This is a genomic window from Variovorax glacialis (assembly GCF_051216375.1).
Lineage (GTDB): Bacteria > Pseudomonadota > Gammaproteobacteria > Burkholderiales > Burkholderiaceae_C > Variovorax.
In genome coordinates this window covers 280,777-307,290 of record NZ_JBPJZT010000006.1, presented here as the reverse complement: position 1 = coordinate 307,290, position 26,514 = coordinate 280,777, and the positions used below count along the sequence as shown (strand labels likewise).

Annotated in this window: 22 protein-coding genes; 11 read left to right on the top strand and 11 right to left on the bottom strand. The window is 65.2% G+C overall.

What is annotated here, in order from left to right; translation table 11 throughout:
• Nucleotides 1-16: 16 nt before the first annotated feature.
• Together gap and tkt are read right to left on the bottom strand one after the other, a co-directional pair.
• Nucleotides 17-1,018 carry a type I glyceraldehyde-3-phosphate dehydrogenase gene (gap, locus tag ACSFBL_RS18355; RefSeq protein WP_028249889.1) on the bottom strand — a complete coding sequence of 334 codons (1,002 nt, stop codon included), beginning with the start codon at nt 1,016-1,018 and terminating at the stop codon, nt 17-19.
• A 42-nt stretch (nt 1,019-1,060) separates the two neighbouring features.
• Entirely contained in the window at nt 1,061-3,112 is a 2,052-nt protein-coding gene (tkt, locus tag ACSFBL_RS18350) for a transketolase (protein ID WP_435517225.1), read from the bottom strand.
• A 101-nt stretch (nt 3,113-3,213) separates the two neighbouring features.
• Between tkt and ACSFBL_RS18345 the strand changes: the two genes are divergently transcribed.
• Both ACSFBL_RS18345 and ACSFBL_RS18340 read left to right on the top strand, forming a co-directional pair.
• Nucleotides 3,214-3,603 (top strand): S-adenosylmethionine decarboxylase family protein, encoded by a 390-nt coding sequence (locus ACSFBL_RS18345; RefSeq protein ID WP_435517224.1) that lies wholly within the window; start codon nt 3,214-3,216, stop codon nt 3,601-3,603.
• Between the two features lie 11 nt (nt 3,604-3,614).
• The gene (locus ACSFBL_RS18340; protein WP_435517380.1) at nt 3,615-4,319 is read left to right on the top strand and encodes a nucleotidyltransferase family protein; all 705 of its coding nucleotides are present in this window, start codon (nt 3,615-3,617) and stop codon (nt 4,317-4,319) included.
• A 36-nt stretch (nt 4,320-4,355) separates the two neighbouring features.
• Here ACSFBL_RS18340 and ACSFBL_RS18335 read toward each other — a convergent pair whose 3' ends face one another.
• The gene (locus ACSFBL_RS18335; protein WP_435517223.1) at nt 4,356-6,410 is read right to left on the bottom strand and encodes a hypothetical protein; all 2,055 of its coding nucleotides are present in this window, start codon (nt 6,408-6,410) and stop codon (nt 4,356-4,358) included.
• A gap of 138 nt (nt 6,411-6,548) precedes the next feature.
• Here ACSFBL_RS18335 and ACSFBL_RS18330 point away from each other — a divergent pair, with 138 nt between their 5' ends.
• Entirely contained in the window at nt 6,549-7,934 is a 1,386-nt protein-coding gene (locus tag ACSFBL_RS18330; protein ID WP_435517222.1) for an aminopeptidase P N-terminal domain-containing protein, read from the top strand.
• Nucleotides 7,935-7,957: 23 nt separating this feature from the next.
• On the opposite strand, the gene ACSFBL_RS18325 is transcribed toward ACSFBL_RS18330, so the two are convergent.
• From ACSFBL_RS18325 to ACSFBL_RS18305, 5 genes are read right to left on the bottom strand one after another with little or no spacing between them, the layout of a single operon-like run.
• Nucleotides 7,958-9,550: an FAD-dependent oxidoreductase gene (locus ACSFBL_RS18325; RefSeq protein WP_435517221.1), complete on the bottom strand. Its 1,593-nt coding sequence runs from the start codon at nt 9,548-9,550 to the stop codon at nt 7,958-7,960.
• Nucleotide 9,551: 1 nt separating this feature from the next.
• Nucleotides 9,552-11,093: a polyamine aminopropyltransferase gene (locus ACSFBL_RS18320; protein WP_435517220.1), complete on the bottom strand. Its 1,542-nt coding sequence runs from the start codon at nt 11,091-11,093 to the stop codon at nt 9,552-9,554.
• A gap of 11 nt (nt 11,094-11,104) precedes the next feature.
• Nucleotides 11,105-11,323 (bottom strand): DUF350 domain-containing protein, encoded by a 219-nt coding sequence (locus ACSFBL_RS18315; RefSeq protein ID WP_435517219.1) that lies wholly within the window; start codon nt 11,321-11,323, stop codon nt 11,105-11,107.
• A 24-nt stretch (nt 11,324-11,347) separates the two neighbouring features.
• Nucleotides 11,348-12,826 carry a DUF4178 domain-containing protein gene (locus ACSFBL_RS18310; RefSeq protein WP_435517218.1) on the bottom strand — a complete coding sequence of 493 codons (1,479 nt, stop codon included), beginning with the start codon at nt 12,824-12,826 and terminating at the stop codon, nt 11,348-11,350.
• 10 nt (nt 12,827-12,836) lie between these two features.
• On the bottom strand, nt 12,837-13,874 hold the full coding sequence (locus ACSFBL_RS18305) for an SPFH domain-containing protein (protein WP_435517217.1): 1,038 nt from the start codon (nt 13,872-13,874) through the stop codon (nt 12,837-12,839).
• Nucleotides 13,875-14,267: 393 nt separating this feature from the next.
• Between ACSFBL_RS18305 and ACSFBL_RS18300 the strand changes: the two genes are divergently transcribed.
• From ACSFBL_RS18300 to ACSFBL_RS18285, 4 genes are all read left to right on the top strand, one after another.
• Nucleotides 14,268-16,607 (top strand): NADP-dependent malic enzyme, encoded by a 2,340-nt coding sequence (locus ACSFBL_RS18300; RefSeq protein ID WP_435517216.1) that lies wholly within the window; start codon nt 14,268-14,270, stop codon nt 16,605-16,607.
• Between the two features lie 181 nt (nt 16,608-16,788).
• Nucleotides 16,789-17,202 (top strand): guanyl-specific ribonuclease, encoded by a 414-nt coding sequence (locus ACSFBL_RS18295; protein WP_435517215.1) that lies wholly within the window; start codon nt 16,789-16,791, stop codon nt 17,200-17,202.
• Nucleotides 17,203-17,249: 47 nt separating this feature from the next.
• Complete coding sequence (locus tag ACSFBL_RS18290; RefSeq protein ID WP_435517379.1) at nt 17,250-17,681, top strand: barstar family protein; 432 nt, start codon at nt 17,250-17,252, stop codon at nt 17,679-17,681.
• On the top strand, nt 17,660-17,881 hold the full coding sequence (locus ACSFBL_RS18285; protein WP_435517214.1) for a hypothetical protein: 222 nt from the start codon (nt 17,660-17,662) through the stop codon (nt 17,879-17,881). The genes ACSFBL_RS18290 and ACSFBL_RS18285 overlap by 22 nt, the downstream gene beginning before the upstream one ends.
• A 133-nt stretch (nt 17,882-18,014) precedes the next feature.
• Here the strand turns inward: ACSFBL_RS18285 and rsmA are convergent, their stop codons facing one another.
• From rsmA to ACSFBL_RS18270, 3 genes are read right to left on the bottom strand one after another with little or no spacing between them, the layout of a single operon-like run.
• Nucleotides 18,015-18,788: a 16S rRNA (adenine(1518)-N(6)/adenine(1519)-N(6))-dimethyltransferase RsmA gene (rsmA, locus tag ACSFBL_RS18280; RefSeq protein WP_435517213.1), complete on the bottom strand. Its 774-nt coding sequence runs from the start codon at nt 18,786-18,788 to the stop codon at nt 18,015-18,017.
• A gap of 19 nt (nt 18,789-18,807) precedes the next feature.
• Nucleotides 18,808-20,202, bottom strand: a complete 1,395-nt coding sequence (locus ACSFBL_RS18275; RefSeq protein WP_435517212.1) for a peptidylprolyl isomerase — start codon at nt 20,200-20,202, stop codon at nt 18,808-18,810.
• Between the two features lie 14 nt (nt 20,203-20,216).
• Nucleotides 20,217-22,679, bottom strand: a complete 2,463-nt coding sequence (locus ACSFBL_RS18270) for an LPS-assembly protein LptD (protein WP_435517211.1) — start codon at nt 22,677-22,679, stop codon at nt 20,217-20,219.
• A gap of 98 nt (nt 22,680-22,777) precedes the next feature.
• On the opposite strand from ACSFBL_RS18270, the gene ACSFBL_RS18265 reads away from it, so the two are divergent.
• From ACSFBL_RS18265 to ACSFBL_RS18250, 4 genes are read left to right on the top strand one after another with little or no spacing between them, the layout of a single operon-like run.
• The gene (locus ACSFBL_RS18265) at nt 22,778-23,872 is read left to right on the top strand and encodes an aminoglycoside phosphotransferase family protein (protein WP_435517210.1); all 1,095 of its coding nucleotides are present in this window, start codon (nt 22,778-22,780) and stop codon (nt 23,870-23,872) included.
• Nucleotides 23,869-24,597: a 16S rRNA (uracil(1498)-N(3))-methyltransferase gene (locus tag ACSFBL_RS18260; RefSeq protein ID WP_435517209.1), complete on the top strand. Its 729-nt coding sequence runs from the start codon at nt 23,869-23,871 to the stop codon at nt 24,595-24,597. The genes ACSFBL_RS18265 and ACSFBL_RS18260 overlap by 4 nt, the downstream gene beginning before the upstream one ends.
• Nucleotides 24,598-24,635: 38 nt before the next feature.
• Nucleotides 24,636-25,991: a M20/M25/M40 family metallo-hydrolase gene (locus ACSFBL_RS18255; RefSeq protein ID WP_435517208.1), complete on the top strand. Its 1,356-nt coding sequence runs from the start codon at nt 24,636-24,638 to the stop codon at nt 25,989-25,991.
• A 36-nt stretch (nt 25,992-26,027) separates the two neighbouring features.
• On the top strand, nt 26,028-26,495 hold the full coding sequence (locus ACSFBL_RS18250) for a YidB family protein (protein WP_435517207.1): 468 nt from the start codon (nt 26,028-26,030) through the stop codon (nt 26,493-26,495).
• Nucleotides 26,496-26,514 lie beyond the last annotated feature (19 nt).

Below are 26,514 nucleotides of genomic sequence, written 5' to 3'. Positions count from 1 at the left end.
GCTGTAGCGAAGCTGCTTACTTCGCAATCACGCGAACCATCTCCAGGCACTTGTTCGAGTAGCCCCACTCGTTGTCGTACCAGCTCACGAGCTTGATGAACGTGCCGTCCAGGGCGATGCCCGCCTCGGCGTCGAAGATCGAGGTGCGCGGGTCGCCGCGGAAGTCGGTGGCGACGACCTTGTCTTCCGTGTAGCCGAGCACGCCCTTGAGCGCGCCTTCGCTCTGTGCCTTCATCTCGGCGCAGATCTCGGCGTAGGTGGCTTCCTTGACCAGTTCGACCGTGAGGTCGACGACCGACACGTCGGAGGTCGGCACGCGGAAGCTCATGCCCGTCAGCTTCTTGTTGAGCTCGGGAATGACCACGCCCACGGCCTTGGCTGCGCCGGTGCTGGACGGGATGATGTTCTCGAGGATGCCGCGGCCGCCGCGCCAGTCCTTGTTGCTCGGGCCGTCGACGGTCTTCTGCGTGGCGGTGGCCGCGTGCACGGTGGTCATCAGGCCTCGCTTGATGCCCCACTTGTCGTTCAGCACCTTGGCCAGCGGCGCCAGGCAGTTGGTCGTGCAGCTGGCGTTGCTGATGATGGCTTCGCCGGCGTACTTCTTGTCGTTCACGCCGTAGACGAACATGGGGGTGTCGTCCTTGCTGGGCGCGGACAGGATGACCTTCTTCGCGCCGGCGTCGATGTGCTTCTGCGCCGTTTCCTTCGTCAGGAAGAGGCCGGTGGATTCGAGCACGATGTCGGCGCCGACGTCGCTCCACTTCAGTTGCGCGGGGTCGCGCTCCTGCGTGAGGCGGATCTTCTTGCCGTTGACGATGAGGGTGTTGCCCTCGACGTTGACCTCGCCCTGGAAGCGGCCGTGCACCGAGTCGTACTGCAGCATGTACGCCAGGTATTCAGGCTCGAGCAGGTCGTTGATCGCGACGATCTCGATGTCGTTCTTGAAGTTCTGCACCGCCGCGCGAAGCACGTTGCGACCGATGCGACCGAAGCCGTTGATGCCGAGTTTGATAGCCATGTCTTTTGCTCCTGGATGGTTGAAAACTGGGGGCGATCGACTTCAGCGCTTAAGCGCCGCTTCGACCGTGGCAGCGACGTTCTCTGCCGTGAATCCGAAATGCTTGAACAGCACGCCTGCGGGCGCCGATTCGCCGTAGGTGTCGATGCCGACGACAGCCGCGACGCCGTACTTCCACCAGCCGTCGGTGGCGCCCATCTCGACCGCGATGCGCGGTGTTCCCTTGGGCAGCACGCTCTTCTTGTAGGCCACGTCCTGGCGGTCGAAGGTGGTGGTGGAAGGCATCGAGACGACGCGCACCGCGATCTTCTTCGCTGCCAGCAGCTCCTGCGCCTTGAGCGCCAACTGCACTTCGGAACCGGTCGCGATGATGACCGCCTTGACGTTCTTGTTCTTCAGGCCGACCGCTTCGGGTTCGGACAGCACATAGGCGCCCTTGCTGATGTCGCTCAGGTCCTTCTTCGGCGAATAGGGCAGGTTCTGGCGCGACAGCAGCAGCGCGGTCGGACGGCTGGCGTTCCGCAGCGCGACAGCCCAGGCCACGGCCGTTTCCGCGGTGTCACCCGGACGCCAGACATCGAGGTTGGGAATCAGGCGCAGCGACGCGGCATGCTCGATCGACTGGTGCGTCGGGCCGTCTTCGCCCAGGCCGATGGAGTCGTGCGTGAAGACGTGGATCACGCGCTGCTTCATCAGCGCCGCCATGCGGATGGCATTGCGGCTGTAGTCGCTGAACGTCAGGAAGGTGCCGCCGTAGGGGATGTAGCCACCATGCAGCGCGACGCCGTTCATGATGGCGGCCATGCCGAATTCACGCACGCCGTAGTTGATGTGCCGGCCCGGCAGCCCGTCTGGGAACTGCTCGTTGCCTTCGCTGCGGACCACGTTGCCATGGCTGTCGAAGCGCAGGCTGGGCGTGCTCTTGGTGTTGGTGAGGTTGGAGCCGGTCAGGTCGGCGCTTCCGCCAAGCAGCTCGGGCAATGCAGAGGTGAAGGCTTCGAGCGCAAGCTGCGAGGCCTTGCGCGAGGCCACGGTCTCGCCCTTGGTGTGCGCGGCGACGACGGTATCGAACGCGGTCTGGTGGAAGTTCTTCGGCAGCTCGCCCTTCATGCGGCGCGTGAACTCGTTGGCCAAGTCAGGGAAGGCTTGCGCATACGCCGCGAACTTGTCGTTCCAGGCGGCTTCGGCCTTGGCGCCGGCGGCCTTGGCATCCCATTCCTCGTACACCGCGGCCGGCAGTTCGAAGGGCGGGTGGGTCCATTGCAATGCGCTGCGCGTGAGGCCGATCTCGTCGGCGCCCAGGGGCTCGCCATGGGCCTTGGCGGTGTTGGCGCGGTTCGGGCTGCCCTTGCCGATCTGCGTCTTGCAGATGATGAGCGTGGGCTTGTCGCGATGGTTCTTCGCCTTTTCGATGGCCTTGGACACGTCTTTCACGTCATGGCCGTCGATCGGGCCGATCACGTGCCAGCCGTAGGCCTTGAAGCGTTCCTCGGTGTTGTCGACGAACCAGGGCTTGACCGGGCCGTCGATCGAAATGCCGTTGTCGTCGTAGAGCGCGATCAGCTTGCCGAGCTTCCAGGCACCTGCGAGCGCCGCCGCTTCGTGGCTGATGCCTTCCATCAGGCAACCGTCGCCGAGGAAGGCGTAGGTGTGATGGTCGACGATGTCGTGACCCTTGCGATTGAATTCGGACGCCAGCAGCTTTTCGGCGAGCGCGAAGCCGACGGCGTTGGTGATGCCCTGGCCGAGCGGACCGGTGGTGGTTTCGACGCCGGGCGTGACGCCCGTTTCGGGATGGCCCGCCGTCTTGCTGTGCAACTGGCGGAAGTGCTTGAGTTCCTCGATGGGCAGCGCGTAGGCGGTGAGATGCAGCACCGAGTAGATGAGCATCGACGCATGGCCGTTCGACAGCACGAAGCGGTCCCGATCGAACCAGTGCGGATTGACGGGGTTGTGCTTCAGATGGTCGCCCCACAGCGCGACAGCCATGTCGGCCATGCCCATCGGTGCGCCAGGATGCCCTGAGTTTGCGAGTTGAACGGCATCCATTGCCAGCGCGCGAATCGCGTTGGCCATCAAGGCTTGGTTGGCCATCTGTGGCTTCCTGGGAGCAAGTTAGGGGGAACCGGGCATTTTAGCGGCCGTGTCGCGAGGTCTCGCGAACGAGGGCCGAAGGGGCTGCTAGAGTGCCGCCCATGCATGGCCTTCACCTCACCGCCGATCTTCACGATTGCCGCTGCGCGACGCATTGGCTGGTGGACGCGCAAGCCCTGGGCGCCGCCTGCGTGAGCGTGGCGGAAGGGGCAGGCCTGCAGGTCGTGGGCAAGCTCGTTCATGCGTTCCCTGCGACCTCGCGCGGACCCGGCGGCGTGACGGCCACGGTCCTGCTTGCGGAATCGCATCTGTGCGTCCACACCTGGCCCGAGCAGGCCGGCGTGACGCTCGACGTCTACGTCTGCAATTTCGGCGGCGACCATTCGGCGAAGGCCAGGGCGGTGATGGATGCGCTGCAGGCGCTCTTCCTGCCCGGCGACGTGGAGCGGCATGCGCTGCAGCGCGGAACGACAAGGGCCGAGGCAGCGTGAGCATCAAGGCGATGATCCTGGCCGCGGGACGCGGCGAACGCATGCGTCCGTTGACGGATGCGACCCCCAAGCCCCTGCTCGAGGTGCAGGGCAAGCCGCTGATGCAGTGGCCGATGGAAGCGCTGGCTTCGGGCGGCTTCACCGAACTCGTGGTCAACACCGCGTGGCTGGGCGAGCAAATCCCCGCGCGTTTCGGCGACCGGTTCGAGGTTTCGACCCTCTCCTATTCGCACGAAGGGCGCGATTTCGGCGGTGCGCTCGAGACGGCCGGCGGCATCGTGCGGGCGCTGCCCCTGCTGGGCGAGATGTTCTGGGTTGTGGCGGGCGATGTGTTCGCGCCGGACTTCGCTTTCGCGCAGGCGGCGGTCGACCGCTTCGCGGAGAGTGGACGCCTGGCCCATCTCTGGCTGGTCCCCAATCCCGCGCACAACCTGAAAGGTGACTTCGGCATCGATGGCAATGGCTCGGCAATGAACGATGCGCCGCAGAAGTACACCTTTTCGACCATCGCGCTATACCGCGCCGAGCTGTTTGCCGCCCCGTATTGCACGATTCCGCCGGGCAACGCCGAGGGCATCAAGGCGGCACTGGCGCCACTTCTGCGAACCGCCATGGCTGCGGGATGCGTCAGCGCCGAGATGTACATGGGCCGGTGGGCCGATGTCGGGACGCCCGAGCGCCTGCGTGAGCTGAACGAAAAAAAACGGCCCGCGTGAAGCGGGCCGTCTGCGTGGTCTCGATCCCGCGCGCGATCAGGGCACGTTGGCGGTCGTGATCTGGAACGGCTTGCCGGGCAATGCCAGGCTGCCACCGTATTCGATCTGGACGCCGCCGGTCGGCGTCACCGGGCAACCGTTCGGCTTCGGGCAGGCGCCGCCTTCGGAGAAGGTCACCGGCCCGTAGCGGAAGTTCTTGATCGACTTGTCCGCATAGTCCGCCACGCTCAGCACGTAGCCTGCGTTGGCGAAGTTGTCGGAATCCTCGACCGCGACCGGGTCTTTCAGGCGCTGGTCCTGCAAGGTCCGGACGATGCTGCCGCTGTTGCCGTCCCCAGCGAAGCGAACCCAGGAGATCTTCCGGTCGCCGCGCGACGCCACGATCACTTGCTGGTTGATGGACTCGATGCTGGCACCCGGCTCGCCCTTGGAGGTCGCGAGCGAGGTCGGGTTGCGACCGATGCCGCCCACGGTGCCGACTTCCGCAATGGCGCTGGCAGCCGGCGAAGCGACCGCGCCGCCCGGCGCGTACCCGCCGAGGCTGTAGATGCGCAGCGTGCCGTCCTGTGTCGCGATCCATGCGCGCTGGGTGTTGCCCGACACCGTGGTCTTGACCGCCGTCGGCTTCGCCGGGAGCGCAACGGTCTTGATGACCGTCGGCGCCTGCGAAGGCTGCTGCGTGAAGGTGTACGGCCATTGGCCGTCTGCCTGGCCCAGGTTGCCAGTGCTGCTCACGCTCGAGCTGAAGTACGTGCCGTTGAAGTAGCTGAACAGCGGCTTCAGGTCGATGAAGGCGGCCTTCTGTTCCGACTTGGAGGTCACCACGGCGACGCCACCCTTGGCGTAGCGGCCGTAGTTTTCACCACCGCTGGCGAACTTCTGCCAATTGCTGGAAAGCGGGCTGTTGTCCAGGCCCATGAAGTTGCCGCCGACCAGGACGGTCCCGAACTGGTCCATGCCCGTCGTGACGGCGATATCGGTCGGCGCCGTGATGCCGGGCAGGTCGACATAGCCGAGGATCTTCATGAAGGCGATGTTGCCCATGTTGGGCAGGCCCGGGTAGGTGCCCATCCATTCGTGCCACCAGTCGTAGTACGCGCGCTTGCCGTTGGTGCCGTTGCTGTATGGATCACAGCCATCGCACAGGCCGGCCAGCGCGATCACAGCGACCTGGCCCTTCGACGCGGCGGTGTCCCACACGGTGACCAGGGCGAACTCGCTATCGTTGGTCATCGCGATGCCGGTCGGCACCTTGTTGGCGGGCAGCTTGACGGTCGTGTCGTTGCTCGCCGTGTTGCTGCCGACGGTGCCGATCACGCCGTTCTGGAACGCGACCAGCGCCTGCGCACAGAAGCCCGGACGGCCGGCGCAGCGCGCCATTGCGACCGGATCGCTGCTGATCGTGCCAGCAGCCTTGTAGGCCATGGCGTTGAGGCTGTCGAGGCCGCCGCCGTTCGCGGCCGTCACCGTCCAGCTCAGCTGGGGCGATTGCGCAAAGACGTTGTACATGTAGCCGGTGACCTGGAAATCGGTGACGCCGATGCCGCCCTTGCCGGCCGCCGCGGCGGTGTTGTCCGGCACGAACAGCGCATTGGCCTGGTTGGTCGAATAGGCGCCGGCATTGCCGGAAGGCGGGCCACCCACTTGCCAGAAGAACTGGTAGTCGGGCGATGTCAGTCTCGAGTCGGCGCGCTTGTACAGCAGCGGCAACACGGCGTCGGCGACGCCGTACGCCGCGGCGCTCGGGCCGAAGCGATAGTCGATGCCGGCATCCTTGCTCAACTGGGTCGCCATGTTCGTCGCGGCGCCCGGGAGGACGGTGAGCGAGCCATCGACGATGTCCGGCTGCTGTGTGGGGGTCGTCCCGGTGCTCGGGGCTGCAGAACCGCTGCCTGACGACGCGGTACTGCCGTTGCCTGTTGACGATCCATTGGAGGCAACAGCGGCCGCAGTCGCCGCGGCCAGCGCCGTTGCCGGGTCTGCGCTCGCGGCGGCACCAAAGCCTCCGCCGCCGCCGCCACCGCCGCCACAACCCGCAAGGACAGCGGCCCCGACTCCGAGCAGAATCGCGCTCTTATGAAGAACTTTCAACAAAAAACACCTCCAAAATAACAAGTTGTCGCTTTGTACGTGGGATAGGTCCTACGCGGCAAACCTTCTTGCAAATCTTTTCCTTGTGTTTTTCGTGGCCCTTAGGAGCTGCTTACAAAGGTATCGAATAGTGACGTTATGACCGCAAATCATCAAGCCCCCCGTCGATTACATCTTTCTACTTATTTAGGCAACGACGGCATTGCCATCATTCCGACCGCTCCGGAGCGCCAGCGCAACCGGGACAGCGACTTCCTCTACCGCCACGACAGCTACTTCTATTACCTGACCGGCTTTGCGGAGCCGAATGCGTGGCTGGTGTTGTCAGGGGATGGCCGGTCGACCCTGTTCTGTGCACCGAAGGATCTGGAGCGGGAAATCTGGGACGGCTACCGGCTCGGTCCCGAGGCGGCGCCGGCCGCCCTGGGCGTCGACGAGGCCTATTCGATCGACGAACTCGACACGCGCCTGCCGCGCCTGCTCGAAAACAAGTCCGTCGTCTGGTACCCGTTCGCGACGCACAAGGGACTGGAAACGCGGGTGGACGGTTGGCTTTCCGCCGTGCGTGCGCGGGTGCGCTACGGCGCCCTGTGTCCCGAGGAACAGCGCGACCTCTGCGGTCCGCTCGACGAGATGCGGCTCGTCAAGGATGCCTACGAGCAGGATGTGATGCGCCGCGCCGCCCAGATCAGCGCCAGGGCCCACGTCCGCGCGATGCAGTTGTCGGCACGCATGCTGCGTGAGGGCAAGGACGTGCGCGAGTACCACCTCGACGCCGAGCTTCTGCACGAATTCCGCCTTGGTGGCTCGCAATATCCAGCCTACGGCTCGATCGTGGCTGCGGGCGCCAACGCCTGCGTGCTGCACTACCGTGCCGACACGGCGCCGGTGCGCGACGGCGAGCTGGTCCTGATCGACGCGGGCTGCGAACTCGACGGCTATGCGAGCGACATCACGCGAACCTTTCCCGCCAACGGCAAGTTCAGCGGGCCGCAGCGGGCGTTGTACGACCTGGTCCTGGCCAGCCAGGAAGCGGCGGTCGCAGCCACGCGCGCGGGGCAGCGCTTCAACGATCCGCACGAAGCAACGGTCAAGGTCCTGTCGCAGGGCATGCTGGACCTGGGACTGCTCGACGCCAACAAGGTGGGCAGCGTGGAAGACGTCATCGAGAAGCGCGCGTACTTCCCGTTCTACATGCACCGCACCGGCCACTGGCTCGGCATGGACGTGCACGACTGCGGCAGCTATGTCGAGCCCACGCAAGTGGGCGAGGTGAGCGAGCGCCGGGACCCGCTCTCCAACGAGCTCATCAAGAACAGGCCGAGCCGCATCCTGCATCCGGGCATGGTGCTGACGATCGAGCCGGGCATCTACGTGCGGCCGGGCGAGGGCGTGCCGGAACAGTTCCACAACATCGGCATCCGCATCGAGGACGACGCCATCGTCACCGAGGACGGCTGCGAACTCATCTCCCGTGGCGTGCCCGTGCACGGGGACGAGATCGAAGCGCTGATGCGCAACTGAGCTCGCTGGTCGGCGCGCCGGCCTCAGCGCACCGCGGACGCGGCCAGATGGCCGCGCGTGAAGGCTTCCTCGAAGATCGAGTAGCCGGACCAATCGCTGTGCGCGAAGGCCAGGCGCGCCGTACCCACGCGACCGCCTGGCGATAGCGGGCCGAGCACGCGCCGCAAGCCGGGTGCGGGAATCGCCATCGCATGGCCATAGCGGGTGATGTCGATGCGGGTCGCGGTGGCCGGGAGATCCGGATGCGGCACCGAGAGCTCCGTCAGCAGGTCATCTCGCCAGGCACTCCATGGGCGGTCGAGCAAGCGTCGCCGACCATCCGCTTCGTCGAACGCGCTCGGCCCGAGGGGCCGATACCACGTCAGCACCGTGGCACGAGGCGTCGGGTCGAGCGTCTGGTGGCGGGCATCGACATAGCCGAGGCCGCGCGTACCGTAGAGCACATTGTCCCAGCTGGGCGCAGCGCCGGACCGATCGACCAGCGGCGAACGCACGTGCACGTTGGCGACGAGCCAGGGCGCTTGGCGCAGGTGCAATGCGGCCTGGCGCAACGACTCGGGCGGGTTTTCGACAACGCGCGCGGCAATGAAAACCGGCAGCGCGACGATGCAATGCCGGGCCTCCCAGCGAACGCGCGATCGGCTCACGAAGTCGAAGGCATCGACCTCCACGCCGCCGCGCGTTTCGGCGATGCGCGTCACCGCGTGGCCCGACTTCAAACGATCGCCCAGCGGATCGGCCAGTCGGCGAGTCAGCCAACCGTTGCCTTCGGGCCAGGTGAGCACGGCGTCGCGTTCCGCGTTGTCGTCACCCGGCGCGTGGAAGCCGTGGCGGCTGGCGAAGTAGTGAATGCCGGCCCATGCCGACACGTACGCCAGACCGGCACCATAGTCGTCGCGGCAACAGTAGTCGAGATACCAGCGCAGGTGCGGATCGGTAAAGCCTTCCCGCTCGAGCCAACCATGGAATGACAAGGCATCCAACGCCATCCAGAGAGGCGCGGGCTCCGCCCGGAACGCGGGGATGCAAAAGCGCGCCTCGCGCCGCAATGCTTCGACGCGCTGCGAGAACTGGCGGTATTGCGCGAGGGTCGCTTCCTCCACGCCCTGCACCGGTAGCAGGCCATCCTGCCATGCACCACGAAAGAAGAGCCGCTCCTGCGGACTGTGGCAAAGGTAGCGTTCGTCGTACGCCCAGCGGCCTGCCACGCGCTGCCTGAGCCCCAGTTCCTCGAGCAGGTCCTGGACTTCGTGCGCATCGTCGCCCGGCACGGGCAGGTAGTGGGCACCGAGCGGGCAGGGGATGCCGCCGACCATGCCGCCGCGGCTGTTCCCGCCCGCGACGTCTTCCAGTTCGATCAGCACGAAGTCGTCGATGCCCGCGAGGCGCAATGCACGCGCAGCCGCAAGCCCTGCAACGCCGCCGCCGGCGATGACGATGCGCGTGCGTCGCGTGACCTCCGGCGCGGCGCCGGCGCGCAGCGTGTCGTCCCGCATTGCATGGCCACGCGTCACGTCGATGCCCGTGAACCCGCCCTCGATGTCGTGTCGGGCCTCGCAACCCGCCACGGCGGCGGTCCCTGCCAGTGCGGCACCCAGAAATTCGCGACGCTTCATCCTAGTGGCCGACGACCTTGCCCCATTCCTGCTCGTAGGTCGTGACGAGTACCTGGTTCGACAGCCGGTTCACTTCGGCCGGCACGCGGGCCATGTCGCGCGGAAAGTCGAACAGCAAGGGCAGGCTTTCCGCAGAGAGGAAGCGCAGCCCTTCAGGCAGCGCGGTTGGCTGCCGGTAGGGTCGACGGCTTGCGATGATGTAGCCCCACTCGCCGAAGCTCGGTACATGCGCGTGGTACGGCGTCGCCAGCAGCCCGACCGATTCGATGGTCGCCGCGACGGTCCAGAAACTCTGGCGTGCCACCAGCGGCGACGTGGTCTGGATCACCGCATAGCCGCTTGCCGAAAGGCGCTTGTCGAGCAGCGCGTAGAAGGAGTTCGTGTAGAGCTTGCCGATCGCGAAGTTGGTCGGGTCGGGAAAGTCGACCACGATCACGTCGAACATGTCGCCGGGCTGCTGGAGCCACTGGAACGCATCGGTGTTGACGATTCGCACCTTGGGGGATTTCAGCGATCCACCGTTGAGCGCCGCCAGGGTCTCGTGCTCGGTGAACAGGCGCGTCATGTTCGGGTCGAGTTCGACCAGCGTGATGCGCTCGACCGAGGGGTACTTGAGGATCTCGCGCACCGCCATGCCGTCGCCGCCACCGAGCACGGCCACTTTCTTCGGCGAACCATGCGCGGCCATCACCGGGTGGACCAATGCTTCGTGGTAGCGGTATTCGTCGCGCTCGGCGAATTGCAGGTTGCCGTTGAGGAACAGCCGGTGCCCCGCGTTGCCGCGCGTGACCACGATCCGCTGGTAGGGCGAGGTCTCGCTGAAGACGATGCGGTCCTGGTAGAACTTGTCCTCCGCCAGCGTCGTGATGTGCTCCGCGAAGACGAAGGCACCGATCAACGCGAGAAGTGCCAGCGCACAGGCAAGCGCGTGCGCGCCGGCACGACGCAGTTCGTGTCGAAACAGCCAGAGCGCCCAGACCGCGACCGCCGCGTTCATGAGACCGAAGAGGAGCCCGGTGCGGATCATTCCGAGTTGCGGCACGAGCAGCAGCGGGAACGCGATCGACACCGCCAGCGCGCCGAGGTAGTCGAAGGTCAGCACCTGCGAAACCAGATCCTTCAGCACGATGTTGCGCCGGAGGATGCGCATGACGAGCGGGATCTCGAGGCCCACCAGCGTGCCCACGACCAGCACCATTCCGTACAGCAGCAGCCGGAAGGCCCCCGGCACGTAGGCGTTGGCGATGAAGAGGGCCGCGGGCAGCATGCCGCCGATCAACGCCACCATCAGTTCGATGCGCAGGAAGTGCGCGGGCAACTGTCGCTCGAAATAGCGCGAGAGCCAGGATCCCACGCCCATCGCGAAGAGGTAGGTGCCGATGATGGTGCTGAACTGCAGCACCGAATCGCCGAGCAGGTAGGAGCTGAGCGCGGCCGCACTCAGTTCGTAGACCAGCCCGCAGGCCGCGACCACGAACACACTCGCGAGCAGCGCGATCTCGACCGGCTGCGGGCCGCTGCGTGCGGCCGGAATCGCGGACAAGGCCGCCTCCCTCAATGAATCGCGGCAGCGACGATGATGCAGATGCCCAGGCTCATCGCTGCAACCACCACGCCGAGCGCCACGTTCTGCTTCTCGACGATCTCCTGCCACAGGTCATAGGGCGTGACCTTGTCGATGATGAGGAAGCACAGCCAGAACACCACCACCCCGATCAGCGCGTAGACGATCGACCCGAGGATGACAGCCGGCTTCAACCATTCAATGCCCATGATGAGGACCTCCGGAAAAAAACATTACTTGTGGCCACCGCCACTGGAATAGCCACCATACGACCCGCCCGAGCTGCGCGAGCCGCCCGAACCGCTGCTGCAGGTGCTGAGGATGATCAGCAGGATGATGATGATCACGACGATCAGGATGATGGTGCCGCAGCCCAGACTCGATGCGGCGCTCACCGGCAGCGCATCGTTGCGCTTGAACATGTCCTTGTTGCCGCCGAGCTTGAAAGCCGCCGCCACCGCGGCGCTGTCGATCCTGCTACCGGACGACCAGGTCAGCTCGTTGGCCGAACGCTCCATCGACAGGAGCGCGGCGCCGTTGGCAAAGTCGCGGTTGAAGGTCTTCTGGCCTCGCTGCACCTGCCAGTAGAACTCGCCCGCGACGTAGGTCGTCTCGGCGTTGTAGGCGTATTGCTGCTGGTAGACCTTACCGAGATAGGTCGCCCTGGCGCCGCTCTCGGCCATCGTCGGCGCGCCGGTCGTGGGCTTCACGACGCTCCAGCCGTCTTCGGCGTCGACCAGGAAGCTGAAGCCGCGCTTCTTGTTGTAGAGCAGGTATTCGCTCCAGCCGAAATGCTCGTCTTCGCCGGGCGCCACGCCCATGCGATGCTGGAAACCGACCACCTGCCAGTCCACGCCCTGCAGCTGGCCGACGGTGCCGACGGCAATCAACGGCTGGACCGGTTCGTCCTGAATGGCATGCCGCAGTTCGCCGCCGATGCCCTGCGAGAGATCGATGATGCTGTTGCACGCAGGGCAGGTGACGCTCTTGCTGTCGACCAGGTTGACGGTGACCGGCGAGCCGCAGTTCGGGCAGTTGAAGCTGCGGCCCTTTTCTTCCTTGGCCGATTCGTCGCGCAGACCGGTGAGCTGCAGGTCTTCGAGACGCACCGCGCGGCCCAGGTACGCGCCCGGCGGGTCGGTGTCGTAGTCGAGGCTGAGCACCTCGCCCCTGTCGCTGCGCAACTCGACCACCGGAAACCGGTGCCCGAGTTCGGGCAGACGGGGAAGCTCGCCCTGGGCGGACACCAGCGCGACCTGCTCGTTCGAGGCGACCGTGAAGTTCTGGCCGTTGAAAGCCGTCGTCGCGCCGACGCGCAGTTCGGCGGCCGGCGGTGCCGCGCGCTGTAGCTGGAACGGCAGCGCGAACACGAAGGCGCCGTTGTCTTCGCTCAGGATGCCGGTGCGGTCACCGTCGAGTGCGGCGATCCATTCGGTCCAGCGACCGCCGTCGTAGCTGTACTGCAGCCGCCCGATCAGCGTGAAGGGCTTGTTCTCGATGCGCCCCGCGGCGAACAGCTGCAGCGGACTGAAGTCGTCGAACAGCTCCGCCATCTTGCCGGTGCGAGCGAGCGTCTCGCCCTGCCGCACCACGGTGCTCTGGCAATAGGGGCAGACGGCATGCGTCGATTGCGCCGAGCGGAATTCGACCGGCGCGCCACAGCCGGGGCAGGGCGCCCGGTAGTAGCGCTGCTGAGGAGAGTCGGTGGCCAACGCGAGCGGGTCAGACCAGCTTCTTCAGAAGCTCCGCCTTCTTGGCGTCGAATTCTTCCTGGGTGAGGATGCCCTTGGTCTTGAGTTCGCCGAGCTTTTCCAGCGTGGTCATCACGTCCGCCGGATTGATGACCGCCACGGCGGGCTGCTGCGCCGGCGCCGCGGCGCCCTGGCTCAGCCCCTGGGAAAGGTTCTGCGCCAGAACCTGGCCCAGTGCGACACCCGCGCCCAGCCCCATCGCGTCGCCCGCGATGCCGCCGCCGCTGCCGGCGCCTTCCGCGAATTTCGGAATGGCCTGCGCCGTCTGGTACCGCATGAACTTGCCCATGTCATTCCCGACCATGCCCATGCCGATCTTCTGGTCGAGGATCTTCTGCAGCTCTTCCGGCAGCGAAACATTCTGGACCGTGATGTTCTCGAGCTTGATCCCGATCTTGGCGAACGCGGGCACGAGCTGCGTCGCCAGCGCTTCCGCGAACTGGATCTGGTTGGCGGCGAGATCGAGAAAGGGCACGCCGCTCGAGGCGATCGCGTTGCTGATGTTCTGGAGCACGAGTCCGCGCAGCTGACCGTCGAGATCGGCCACCGTGTAGATGTCCCGCGTGCCCGAGATCTCGGTGTGGAACAGCTTGGCGTCGCCGATGCGGAAGCTGTAGTTGCCGAAGGCCCGCAACCGCACAGCACCGAAGTCCTTGTCGCGGATGGTGATCGGCTGGGGCGTGCCCCATTTCTGGTCGACCTGCTGGCGGGTACTGAAGAAATAGACGTCGCTCTTGAAGGGCGATTCGAAGAGCTTGTCCCAGTTCTTGAGATAGGTGAGGACGGGCAGCGTCTGCGTCGTCAGCTTGTACATGCCCGGGCCGAACACGTCGGCCACCTGGCCCTCGTTGACGAACACGGCGATCTGCGACTCGCGCACGGTGAGCGAGCCGCCGTTCTGGATCTCCATGTCGGCCATCGGGAAGCGCCAGGCCAGCGTGCCGTCGCCGGTCTCGGTCCACTGAATGATGTCGATGAACTGCTTCTTGATGAAATCCATCAGCGCCATGGTCGCTCCTCGTTGCAGGTTGCTGTGCCGGGCATATTGCCACAGCGCCAGAAGGACAACCCTGGGGATAGTTCCGGCACAACACCGCACTTGTCCACAGGTCCGCCGCATTGTCCGAAGTTGTTCGCCTCGGCGCGACAGCACGGAAGCGACGCTGCGCACAGCTGTCGAGCGACGACAAGCCCTTGTCGGCAATGAAGAAAGTGACCCTGTCCACAGCACAGGCCGGCCCTTACTACTACTACTAATCTAAATAGGAAGACTAAGTAGAAGAGATAGCAACAGCCGCGTTCCGCCGACTTTCGAGCCACTGCGCGACGCGCCCGCGTGGCTTCGAATCGAGGTCTACAATCGGCGCCCTTCACAAGAAGCGCCCCAGGAGGCACGGCCCAAATGTCCGATTCGACTTCGCAGATTCCCACGCCCGAAGACAAGCGAGCTGAGCTTCGCCGCGCGGCGCTCGAGTACCACGAGCATCCGGTCCCTGGAAAGATCTCGATCGCGGCGACCAAGCAGATGGTCAACCAACGCGATCTGGCGCTGGCCTACTCCCCGGGTGTCGCGGCGCCGTGCGAGGAAATCGTCAAGGATCCGGTCAACGCCTTCAAGTACACCGCGCGCGGCAATCTCGTCGCGGTCATCACCAACGGCACGGCGGTGCTGGGTCTCGGCGACATCGGTCCGCTGGCTTCGAAGCCGGTGATGGAAGGCAAGGGCGTCCTGTTCAAGAAGTTCGCCGGCGTCGACGTGTTCGACATCGAGATCGACGAGAAGGACCCGGCAAGGCTTGTGGAAGTCATTGCAGCGCTGGAGCCGACCTTCGGTGCGATCAATCTCGAGGACATCAAGGCACCGGATTGCTTCTATGTCGAGCGCGAGCTGCGCAAGCGCATGAAGATCCCGGTCTTTCACGATGACCAGCACGGCACGGCCATCACCGTCGCCGCGGCGATGCTCAATGGCCTGAAGGTGGTGGGCAAGGACATCGGGCAGGTCAAGCTGGTCACGTCGGGCGCAGGTGCGGCGGCGCTGGCCTGTCTCAACCTGCTGCTCAAGGTCGGGTTGAAGCGCGAGAACGTCTACGTGACCGACCTGGCAGGGGTGGTCTACGAAGGTCGTACCGAACTGATGGACGACGACAAGCGCCAGTACATGCAGAGGACCGAGGCACGCAAGCTCTCGGAAGTGATCGAAGGCGCCGACGTGTTCCTCGGACTGTCCGCCGGTGGTGTCCTCAAGCCCGAGATGGTGGCGAAGATGGCGGCGAAGCCGGTGATCTTCGCGCTGGCCAATCCCAATCCGGAGATCTCGCCGGAAGATGCGCACGCGGTGCGCGGCGATGTCGTCATGGCCACGGGCCGCACGGACTACCCGAACCAGGTCAACAACGTCCTGTGCTTTCCGTACATCTTCCGCGGCGCGCTGGATTGCGGCGCGACCACCATCACCGACGAGATGGAAGTTGCGGCCGTGCACGCGATTGCCGAACTCGCACAGGCCGAGCAGAGCGAGCGCGTGGCCGCTGCGTATGCCGGGGAGAAGTTGAGCTTCGGGCCCGAATACCTGATCCCGAAGCCTTTCGACCCGCGCCTGATGATGAAGATCGCGCCCGCGGTCGCCAAGGCCGCGGCCGAGAGCGGCGTCGCGCTGCGTCCGATCACCGATCTCGATGCCTACCGCGACAAGCTCCAGACCTTCGTCTACACCTCCGGCAGCATGATGAAGCCCATCTTCGACGCGGCGAAGCGCGCGCCGAAGAAGCGGGTCGCCTACTGCGAGGGCGAGGAAGAGCGCGTGCTGCGCGCCGCGCAGATCGTGGTGGATGAAGGCATCGCCCGACCGACCCTGATCGGCCGTCCCGCAATCATTGCGCAGCGCATCGAGAAGTTCGGCCTGCGGCTCAAGGAAGATCTCGACTACGACATCGTCAACGTCGAGCAGGATCGCCGCTACCGCGACTTCTGGCAGACGTACCACCGGATGACCGAGCGCAAGGGCACGACGGTGCAGACGGCCAAGATCGAGATGCGTCGCCGCCTCACGCTGATCGGCGCCATGTTGCTTCACAAGGGCGATGTCGACGGGATGATCTGCGGCACCTGGGGCACCACCGCCATCCATCTGCACTACATCGACCAGGTGATCGGCAAGCGCCCCGGCGGCTGCGCGAGCACCCCGCAGAACGTGCCGATCTATGCCTGCATGAATGGGCTGCTGTTGCCCGATCGCCAGGTGTTCCTGGTCGACACCCACGTCAACTACGACCCGACGCCGGAAGAACTCGCCGAGATCACCACGATGGCGGCGGAAGAGATGATGCGCTTCGGGCTGAAGCCGAAGGCGGCGCTGCTGTCGCATTCGAACTTCGGAAGCAGCAACCTGCCTACCGCCGTCAAGATGCGCCAGACGCTCGACCTGCTGCGCGTGCAGGCGCCCTGGCTCGAAGTCGACGGGGAAATGCACGGAGACGTTGCTTTGGATGGCAAGCAGCGTGCGGCGGTCATGCCCCACAGCGCGCTGGCGGGCGATGCCAATCTGCTCGTGTTTCCGAATATCGATTCGGCCAACATTTCGTACAACCTCCTCAAGACTGCGGCTGGCGGGAATATCGCGATCGGCCCGGTTTTGCTCGGCGCGGCCAAACCTGTGCACATCCTCACCGCCAGCGCGACCGTGCGGCGCATCGTGAATATGACAGCTCTGACCGTGGCGGACGCCAACGCCGAACGATAGGCGCACCAGCGACAGCGGTCGCTAACTTCACCAGCGCGCAGATAGCCCCGCGCCTGCTCAAAGATTGGGCAGGTGCTTGCTATTTGCGTGCCTCTGGTGCACACTTGCGGGCTTGAATTTGCGGGTTAACCCCAAGGTTAAACCCCCAATTCGGTCCCCGCCCCTTTTCCTTTGATGCCTCATGGCGGCTTACGCCTCGATCACGTGCCCGGCTTCCAAGTTTGCGCTCACTAGCTTGTTGCTGGTAAGCCTCTTCACTGGAGTCCAGGCGCGCGAATGGTTCGGCAGCAGCGCCGCACAGCCAGCACAGGAAACGATCGCGTTGGCCGAATTGCCGGTGCAAGGCCAACGTACTTATGGGGCCATATTGAGTGGTGGTCCCTTCCGATACGAAAAAGACGGTGCGGTGTTCGGCAATCGCGAACGCGTGTTGCCGCAGGAACGGCGAGGCCACTACCGAGAGTACACGGTCGAAACGCCCGGTTCGCGTGACCGTGGTGCACGGCGCATCGTCTGCGGAGGCGAGCGCACGGCGCCATCGAACTGCTGGTACACGGCAGATCACTATGCGAGCTTCCGGCGGATCGTGCCATGAGCGATGAACTGAATTGGAGCGGCGCGCCAAAGCGCCCCGAAGTAATGATGACGACAACCATGGAAAGACCTGCGGAGATGACCTTATCCCTTCGTGCCGTACGACCCAACATCGTGCAGTCGATTCGCGCATTTCGCGTGAACGACCTGCAGGAAGCGGCGCACGCGGCCGGTCAGCACTTTCTCTATGCCAACCTGGGCAACGCCCAGACCAAGCAGGACGTGCTGGACCTGATTGCGCAGCAATTCACGTTCCCGCAGCACTTCGGCAAGAACTTCGACGCACTGTACGACTGCATGACCGATCCCTTGCACAAATCGGGCCCGCAGCCGGGTTTCGTGATCGTGCTCGAGCAGATCCCGGCCAATGCCAAGTTCGACAAGGAAGCGCGCGAGCAGTTGCTCGACATCTTCCGTGACGCCGCGGACTACTGGGGGGACCGCAAGATACCCTTCAGGTGCTTCTATTCTTTTCTGTAGCCCGTTCTGCACACACTAGCCAAGCAGAACGGGCGAACGAGGCTCAGCAAAACGGTGCCGACCCGGCACCCGACGTAGAAATCCAGAACGCGGACCCGGCGGCAGAAAAAATGCCGACCGACAAGTTGGTCGATGTATCGCCGCTCGCGCTGCGCATGAGCAGCCCGTTCAATGCGGGGTACTGGCTTGCGGCGGCTTGACTGTTGCTCGCCCCCAGGCTGCGCGCACTTCGTGTCGCTTCGCCTTCCCCCTGACCGGGGGCAACACCGGCGGACCGGCTGAGCCGGATCCGCAGTGTTTCACGAAGAAAAGCCCGTCACTGACGGGCTTTTTTTATTGGGTCGCTTGCTGGGCCAGGGCTACGTATTGATCGACGGGGACTTCCTCGGCGCGGCGCTGGGTGTCGAAGGTGCCGGCGAATCCGTGTTGGTCGAGCCATTTTCCGAGGGTATGGCGCAACAGTTTGCGACGCTGGCTGAAGGCCACCTGGACGATTTCACCCAGGCGCGCGGAATCGACCTTCGGGGGGTCGGCAAAGGGCACCATTCGGACGACGGCGCTGTCGACACGCGGAGGCGGATCGAAGCTCTCGGGGGGCACGAACAGCACGTTGTCCATCGCGTAGCGCCATTGCAGCATGACGCTCAGGCGGCTGTAGTCGGAGGTCGCCGGTCTGGCCACCATGCGGTCGATCACTTCCTTTTGCAGCATGAAGTGCTGGTCGGCGATCAGGTGCGCGAAGCCCAGGAGATGGAACAGGATGGGCGTCGAGATGTTGTAGGGCAGGTTGCCGACGACGCGCAGTGCCTTTCCCGGTGACGTGACCAAGGTCGTTGCGAGGTCGGCGAAGTCGACCTTCAACACGTCGGACTCGATCACGTTGAGCTGGCCGTGGCCGCGCAGGCGCTGCGCGAGATCGCGGTCCAGTTCGATGACCGTCAGGCGGCCCAGCCGTTCGACGAGGGGCTGCGTCAGCGCCGCGAGGCCGGGGCCGATCTCGACCATGGCATCGCCGGGCTGCGGCGCGATCTCGCGGACGATCGCATCGATGATCCCGCCATCGGACAGGAAGTGCTGGCCGAAACGCTTGCGAGGAATGTGCTGCATCAAGCGCAGGCTGTGCCGGTCACGATTGCGGAGGCTCGCGGTATTCGACGTAGGCCCGTGCGCGCACTTCCTGCGCCCAGGTTTCGGTGCTTTCCGCGATCCTCTTCTGGCGCAACACGGCCCGCGCGGCTTCGCGTTGCTCGGCCTGGCTCAGCTTGGCGTCGCGACGCCCTGTCACCTGGATCAGGTGAACCCCGAATCGCGAAACCACGGGGTCGCTGAGCTGGCCCGGAGCCAGTCGGTTCATGGCTTCCTCGAACTCGGGCACGAACTGGCCGGGTCGCGCCCAGCCCAGGTCGCCGCCGTCCTTGGCACTGCCGTCCTGCGAGTTGTCGCGCGCGAGGACGGCGAAATCGGCCGCGCCCTTCTGCACTTGCTGCTTGAACTCGTTCAGCTTGGCAACCGACTCGGCCGTCGGGTGCTTCGCGTCGTTGAGCAACAAGATGTGGCGGACCTGCGTTTGCGTCACCACCGCGTCGCTCGCACCGGGTGGGGACTTGGCCAGCAGCTTGAGCACGTGGAACCCGGTACTCGAACGAATCGGTCCGACGATGCCGTTGACAGGCGTGGACTGGACCGCGTCGACCAGAAGCGGCGGATACCGGTCGGCGCCGCGCATGCCGATCGCACCGCCGGAAGCCCGGTCCGGTGCATCGGAGAATTCCTGCACGAGCTTCGCGAAGTCCTCGCCAGCGCGCGCCCTCTGGGCAAGGCCTTGTGCGCGCTGCTGCAGCTTCGACACGTCCGCTTCGCTGGCGGACTCGGGCACCGCGACCAGCAGCTGGGCGATGTTGATGTTCGGGGGAATGGCGGCATTTGTGCCGCTGCGCTGGTCGCGGATGAACTGGTCGACCTCCACGTCGCTGATCTTGACCTTGCCTTCGATTTCTCGATCCCGCAGCCGTATCAGCGTGAGTTGCTCGCGGAGTTCGCGACGGAATTGTTCCTGCGACAGGCCTTCCTCCGCGACGCGTCGACGCAACTCGGCCACGCTGATCTGGTTTTGCCGTGCGACGGATTGCTCGGCCTGGTCGACCGCGACATCGTCGATCTTGATGCCTTGTTCCTTCGCCGCCTGCAGCTGGGCGCGCTCGCTGATGAGGCGCTCCAGCACCAGGCGCATCAGTTCCGGCCGCGGATAGCGCTCCGCTTCCGGGTTCTCGCGCAGGATGCGGACCGCACGCGCCTGCACTTCGTTGTTGGTGACGGGTTCGGAGTTGACCAGCGCAACGATGTACTCGGCCGAGCGCTGGACATTCGCTGCCGGGGCGCGTGGTGCTGCCGGCGCAGTCGGCGCGGGCGCGAGGCGCGGACCGGCGCGCATGATGTCCGTGATGCCGGCTCCTTGCGCACCGGCGGCGGCGGCCAGCGTGGCAAGGCAGGCCAGGGTCAGGATGGAGCGAAAGTGATTCATGGCGGTGCTCGGTCTCAGTCGTAATTGGTGAAGCGGCTCGGTCCCGCGATCGGCTGGCGCAGGGGGGTGTACCGCTGGATGTTCTGCGTCAATGTGCGTCTCGGGCTCGATCCCACGCTGGCAAAGCCGACAAATTCAAGCTGGAACATGATCCGCGTATTCGCGGTGACTTGCCCGGTCGTGACGCGTTCCAGCACTACGCGTCCGATCCAGCAGCAACCGTCGTATTCGAAGCCGATGACGCCGTCGGTCAGCTTGCTGTCCTGCAGGCTGTAGTTGAGCCGACCCACTGCGTACCAGCGCCCGCCACCCTGACCACGGCCCGCGCCGAGCTCCTTGCCCATGTCGCCCCACAGATCGTTGATCGGCCACTGCCAGCTCACGTCGATCGACTTGTTTCCGTCCTCGGAAGTCGGCGTGCTGTTGGCCTGGTAGCGGTACGCGGCGCTGATCGAGCGATAGGGCCCGGGGTTGTAACGCGCGCTGATGGCCGTGCGCGTCGACGTTTGCGTATCCGGATTGTATTGGACCGTGCCGTCCACACTCCATTTGGGGGTCCAGTTGATCTGGGCACCCAGCAGGATGTCGCTCAGGCGATCGGTCACGGGAGGGACGCCGGGCAAAGTCACGAGCTGGTCTTCGAAGCGCAGGCGCTGTGCGATGCCGAAACGGGCGGCTTCCGCACCGGTGTCGGGATCGATGAATCGGGTGCTCACGCCCAGGGTGAGCAGGTTGCTGTCGGAGATGCGGTCGTTGCCCGAAAAAGCGTTCTCGGTATAGATCGTCGCGAAGTTGAAGTCGTTCTGCGCCGAGTCGTAGTTCGGCAGGTAGTTCTGGTTGCGGTACGGCGTATACACGTAGTAGGCGCGCGGCTCCAGCGTCTGCACGAAGGCGCGTCCGAACAGGCTGGTGTCGCGCTCGAAGACCAGGCCGCTGTCGAGGCTGAATGTCGGAAGCGTTCGTGTGGCGCTCTTGGCTACATCGAAAAGCTGGGTGTTGCCGATGTCGAAGGTCTTGGTCACCAGCGGCGCATCGAACTGGTAGGCCGTGGCATTCAGCATCACCTTCGGGATGATGAAGGTACCCGGGGTCAGGAAGGGCCTGCTCAGGGTCGCGATGCCGAAGACACGCTCGCCATTGGGCTGGCAAGCCACGGACGCGTTGGACGGAAGCGAGCCAAGGCACTGCTCGATCGGGTTCGTCTCGAACCGCGTGTAGTCGGTGTTGATCGAAAAATCGAAGCCGTTCCAGTCGAACTTGTTGTAGTTCGCGGTGATCTGCGGCATCCGGTCGTACGGCGGAACGATCGGCGCAGGGGCGTACTGCAGCGTCTGGTAGCTCAACGCACGCGCCATCCCGCTCCAGTCGCCCTTGCTCCAGTTGAGCGTGCCGTCGTTCGACAGCAGCCGTTGCGTCAGCGATGGCGTACGGGTGAAGTCGCGCCAGTAGTCGTTGTCACTCACCCGATTGATGTTGAGCGTGCCGACCAGCGAATCGAGGCCGAAGTACGGACCATCGAATCGCTGCTCGTGGTGCGTCCAGACGCCCCAGCGGTCGCGGTCGCGCAGGCGGTCGTCGGGCATGTAGTCGGCCCGGATCTCGCCGTTGTAGGTGTTCTCCAGATAACGGAACTCGGTGCCGATGTTGATGCCGCGCTTCGACATCAACTCGGGATAGATCGTCGCGTCGCGATTGGGCGCAATGTTCCAGTAGTACGGGACCGTGATGTCGACGCCGTTGACATTGTCGATGCCGATGACGGGCGGGAGCAGGCCGCTCTTGCGATCGTTGCTGAGCGGAAAGCTCAGCGAAGGGAACGGCGGCGTGCTCACGCCCATGAACGTGAGCCGCGCATTGGTGGCGACGCCCACGTTTTCCTCGGTGTCGGTGGTGAGCGTCGCGGCACTCAGCAGCCACGCGGGCATCCAGCCCGGATAGTCTTCGGGCCGGCAGGTGGTGTAGGTCGCGGAGCGCGCCACGGACACATTGCTGTCCACGAAGTCGATGCGTTCCGCAGAGCCGTGCCCCCCGTTGACCAGGAAGCGATATCGGACATTGTTGAAGAAGCCCTCGAAGGTCTCGAGGCGAAGCTGGAGCTCTGGCCCTTCGTAGACGTTGCCGGCCTGGTTGACGTGCACGTTGCCGGTCGCCTTGGCGAGATCCTCGGGCTGGTAGTACTCCAACCGGTCCGCTGTGATCAGGGTGTCCCCGCGACGCAGCGTTGCATTGCCTTCCACCACCGTCTCGAGGTCGGGACGCCCGGAAATGCGATCACCGTTCACGAAGCTCGGCAACTGGCCGCGCTGCTCGGGGGTGATGGTTTCGGTCAGTTGCGGTGTGCGCTTGAGAACCATCGGCGCATCGAGACCAGAATCCTGTGCATGCGCGCCATGCGCATGCAGCAGTGCAAGAGACAGCACCGCCAGCGGCAAGGGCGGGCGGGACCGGCGCCAGGCGGCTCGGTTCAGGTCAGGCATCGGTACGGAACAAATAGCGTCTGGAGGGGGATGGGGGCGCCGGGAGACCGGCGGGTTGCGAAGCTCCGCGCCAGGCGGATTTGTAGAATTGATTATCCATGACAGCCTCCCCGCCACCGGCCCACGGCGCCGCGACACCTTCCGATCCACCCGTCTGGAGCGACCCGGCTCGCGCGCAGGCATTCAGCCAGTGGATGGCGCGCATCGCGGCAACGCATCAGCTGCTGCCTTCCACCGTGCGTCTTGCCTCGGCCGATGCCAGCTTCAGGCGCTATTTCCGTGTCGACACGAGCGAAGGCGGGCCGACCCGCATCGTGATGGACGCCCCGCCGGCCCAGGAGAACAGCGCGCCCTTCGTGCAGGTCGCGAAGCTGATGACCGAAGCCGGGGTGACGGCACCCCAGGTGCTCGAATGGGACCAGGCCAACGGCTTCCTGTTGCTGGACGACCTCGGCGTGCAAACGATGCTCGATGTGATCGATCCGTCCCGTCCGGACGCGGCACGCCCGCTCTACGCGCAGGCGATCGATGCACTGATCCTCTGGCAGAAGGCCTCCCGCCCCGGCGTTCTCCCACCCTACGACCAGGCGCTGCTGGAGCGCGAACTCTCGCTGTTCCCGCAGTGGTACATCACGCAGCACCGCGGATTGCCCGTGGAGGGCAAGCTGCAGGAGCGCCTCGAACGCAGCTTCAAGCTCATCGTCGCGAACAATCTCGCGGCACCGAGCGTCTACGTGCACCGCGACTTCATGCCGCGCAACCTGATGGTCAACGGAGGGCCTTCGCTCGGGGTACTGGATTTCCAGGACGCCGTGTACGGCCCGATCACCTACGACATTGCCAGCCTGATGCGGGACGCCTTCCTGAGCTGGGACGAGGAATTCGTGCTCGATGTGACGGTTCGCTACTGGGAACAGGCCCGCAAGGCCGGATTGCCGGTTGACGAGGATTTCGGCGCGTTCTACCGGGCGGTCGAATGGATGGGCCTCCAACGGCACCTGAAGGTCGCCGGCATCTTTGCGCGGCTCACGCTTCGCGACGGCAAGCCCAAGTACCTCGCCGACACGCCGCGCTTCATCGCCTATATCCGGGCCACCGCAAGCCGCTACACCGAACTCACGCCCCTGCTTCGCGTCATCGACGAAGTCGAAGGCACCACCGCCCTGAGCGGCTTCGCATACGGGCGGGTGTGACGGCGCGCTTTCACTGCGCGACGGCGCTGACTGCGAACAGCGCGCTGACGCTGCCACCCGGCGCTGCGCGCCACGTGCAGGTGCTGCGGATGCAGCCGGGCGATGCGTTGACCCTGTTCGACGGCAGCGGTGGCGAATACGCCGCGACGGTCGAGCGCATGGGCCGCAGCGAAGTCTCGGTCCAGGTCGGGGCGCATGCCGCGATCGAACGCGAGGCACCACGCGCCGTGCACCTGGCGGTCGGCATGCCGGCGAACGAGCGGATGGACTGGTTGGTCGAGAAGGCCACTGAACTCGGCGTGGCGAGCGTCCAGCCGCTCATGACGGCGCACGGCGTGTTGCGACTGTCGGGCGAGCGCGCGGACAAGAAGCGCGGGCATTGGGAGGCCATCGCCATCGCGGCCTGCGAGCAGTGCGGCCGCAACCGCGTGCCTGTGATTCATCCGGTCCAGTCATTGGCTGGGTGGCTGGGCAGGCCGGTCGCCGATGCCGACAGATTCATCCTGAGCCTCGCCGATGGAACGCAACCGATTTCGGCCGTGCGCGACGGCGCTTCCAGTCATCTGCGCGACGCGTGGGTCCTGAGCGGCCCGGAAGGCGGCCTCAGTGGCGCCGAGGAACATGATGCGCTTGCACTCGGCTTTACGCCCCTTAACCTCGGCCCGCGCATCCTGCGTGCCGAGACGGCCGCACTGGCGGCGCTTGTGATGCTCGCCGGTCAGTAAGCGTCGCGTTCTTCGACCCGCCTTCAACCCTCACCCTCATGCCATCCCGTTCCATCCCCTCGCGCCTTGCGCCCATCCTGCTCGCGGCGCTTTGCGCTGCGGGTGCCGTTCATGCACAGGGCTCGGCCGTGGCGCCGACGCCATCGCAGGTAAAGCCTGCGGTTGACCAGGCGTACACCCAGCTTCTGGCCGCACCGTCCGTCACGCAACTGCTCGACGCCCTGAAGGCCGATCACGAACGCTCCGTCGAAGACCTGAAGACACTCACCGAGATCGAGGCGCCGCCCTACAAGGAACAGAAGCGCGCCGAGGCCTTTCTCGCGCGCCTGAAGGCCCTCGGGTTGACGGATGCGCATATCGACGGCGAAGGCAACGTGATCGGTGTGCGCAAGGGCACCGGCAACGGGCCGAAACTCCTGATCTCGGCGCACCTGGATACCGTCTTCCCGGCCGGGACCGATGTGAAGGTCAAGGAGCGCGACGGGAAGCTGTACGCGCCCGGCATCTCCGACGACACCCGCGGGCTCGCGGTGCTCTTGTCTTGGCTCAAGGTGCTGAACGACAACAAGATCCAGACCGTGGGCGACCTCATCTTCGTCGGCAATGTCGGCGAGGAAGAACTGGGCAACCTGCGGGGCATGAAGGCGATCTTCCGCGATCACCTCGACATCGACGGGATGGTGGGCGTCGAGCCGGCGGCCGATGGCAGCGTGCTCGTGCTCGGCACCGCGAGCCATCGCTACGAGGTGAGCTTCAAGGGACCGGGCGGCCACAGCTATGCGGCCTTCGGGCAGGTGCCCAGTGCGATCCACGGCATGGGCCGCGCGATCGCCAAGATCGCCGACATCAAGACACCGAGCTTTCCGAAGACGACGTTCACCGTCGGCACGGTCGGAGGTGGCACCTCGGTCAACACCATTGCGCCGGATGCGCGCATGGCGGTCGACATTCGCTCGGACGACATGGCCGCGCTGCTCGACACCGAGAAGAAGGTGCTGGCTGCGATCGACGAAGCCGTGGCCGAGGAAAACAAGCGCTGGAACGTCACGACGCTGAGCGCGTCCACCAAGCTGATCGGCGACCGGCCGGGAGGTCGCACCTCGTCGGACTCGGTGATCGTCGAAGCAGCGGTGCGAGCAAACACCGCCTTCGGCCACAAGACGCTGCTGACGGGGGCGAGCACCGACGCGAACGTACCGATGTCGCTGGGCATCCCGGCCATCATCATTGGCGGCGGCGGAAAGACAGGCGGCTTTCACGCACTCGCGGAATGGATCGACGTGACAGGCGGCTGGATGGGCGCGCAGAATGCCCTCGTGACGGTGCTCGGGCTGGTCGGGGTCCAGGGCGTGAGCGAGCCCCTCTTGGCAAAACGCCCCCCACGCACGAAGTAAAGTCGCACCCCCAAATTACATGTCAGGAGGCCCATCATGGGATTGCTAGATTCAGTTCTCGGACAGGTGCTAGGCGGCACACAGGCACAACCACAGGCAGGCGGCGTCGGCAGTCTCGGCGGCCTTGCCGGAATGGGTGACCTCGGCGGATTTGCCGGCGCGCTCGGTGGCCTGCTCGCCAACAACGGCGAGCTCGGCGGTCTCGGAGGCCTGGTCTCGAAGTTCGAGCAGGCCGGCATGGGCGATGTGATCGGGTCCTGGGTCGGCAAGGGCGAGAACGCGCCGATCTCGGGCGGGCAATTGCAGCAGGTGCTCGGCAGCGACGCCATCTCGGGCATCGCGCAGAAGCTCGGGATCAACGCTTCTACGCTCCTGCCGTTGCTGGCGACCATGCTGCCGACGCTGATCGATCAGCTCACGCCGAAGGGCCAGGTGCCTGCCGAAGGCCTGGGCAATCATGAGGACCTGCTGTCGTCGCTGAGCGGCTTGCTGCAGAAGGGGTAGTGCACGCCTGTCTGGGCGT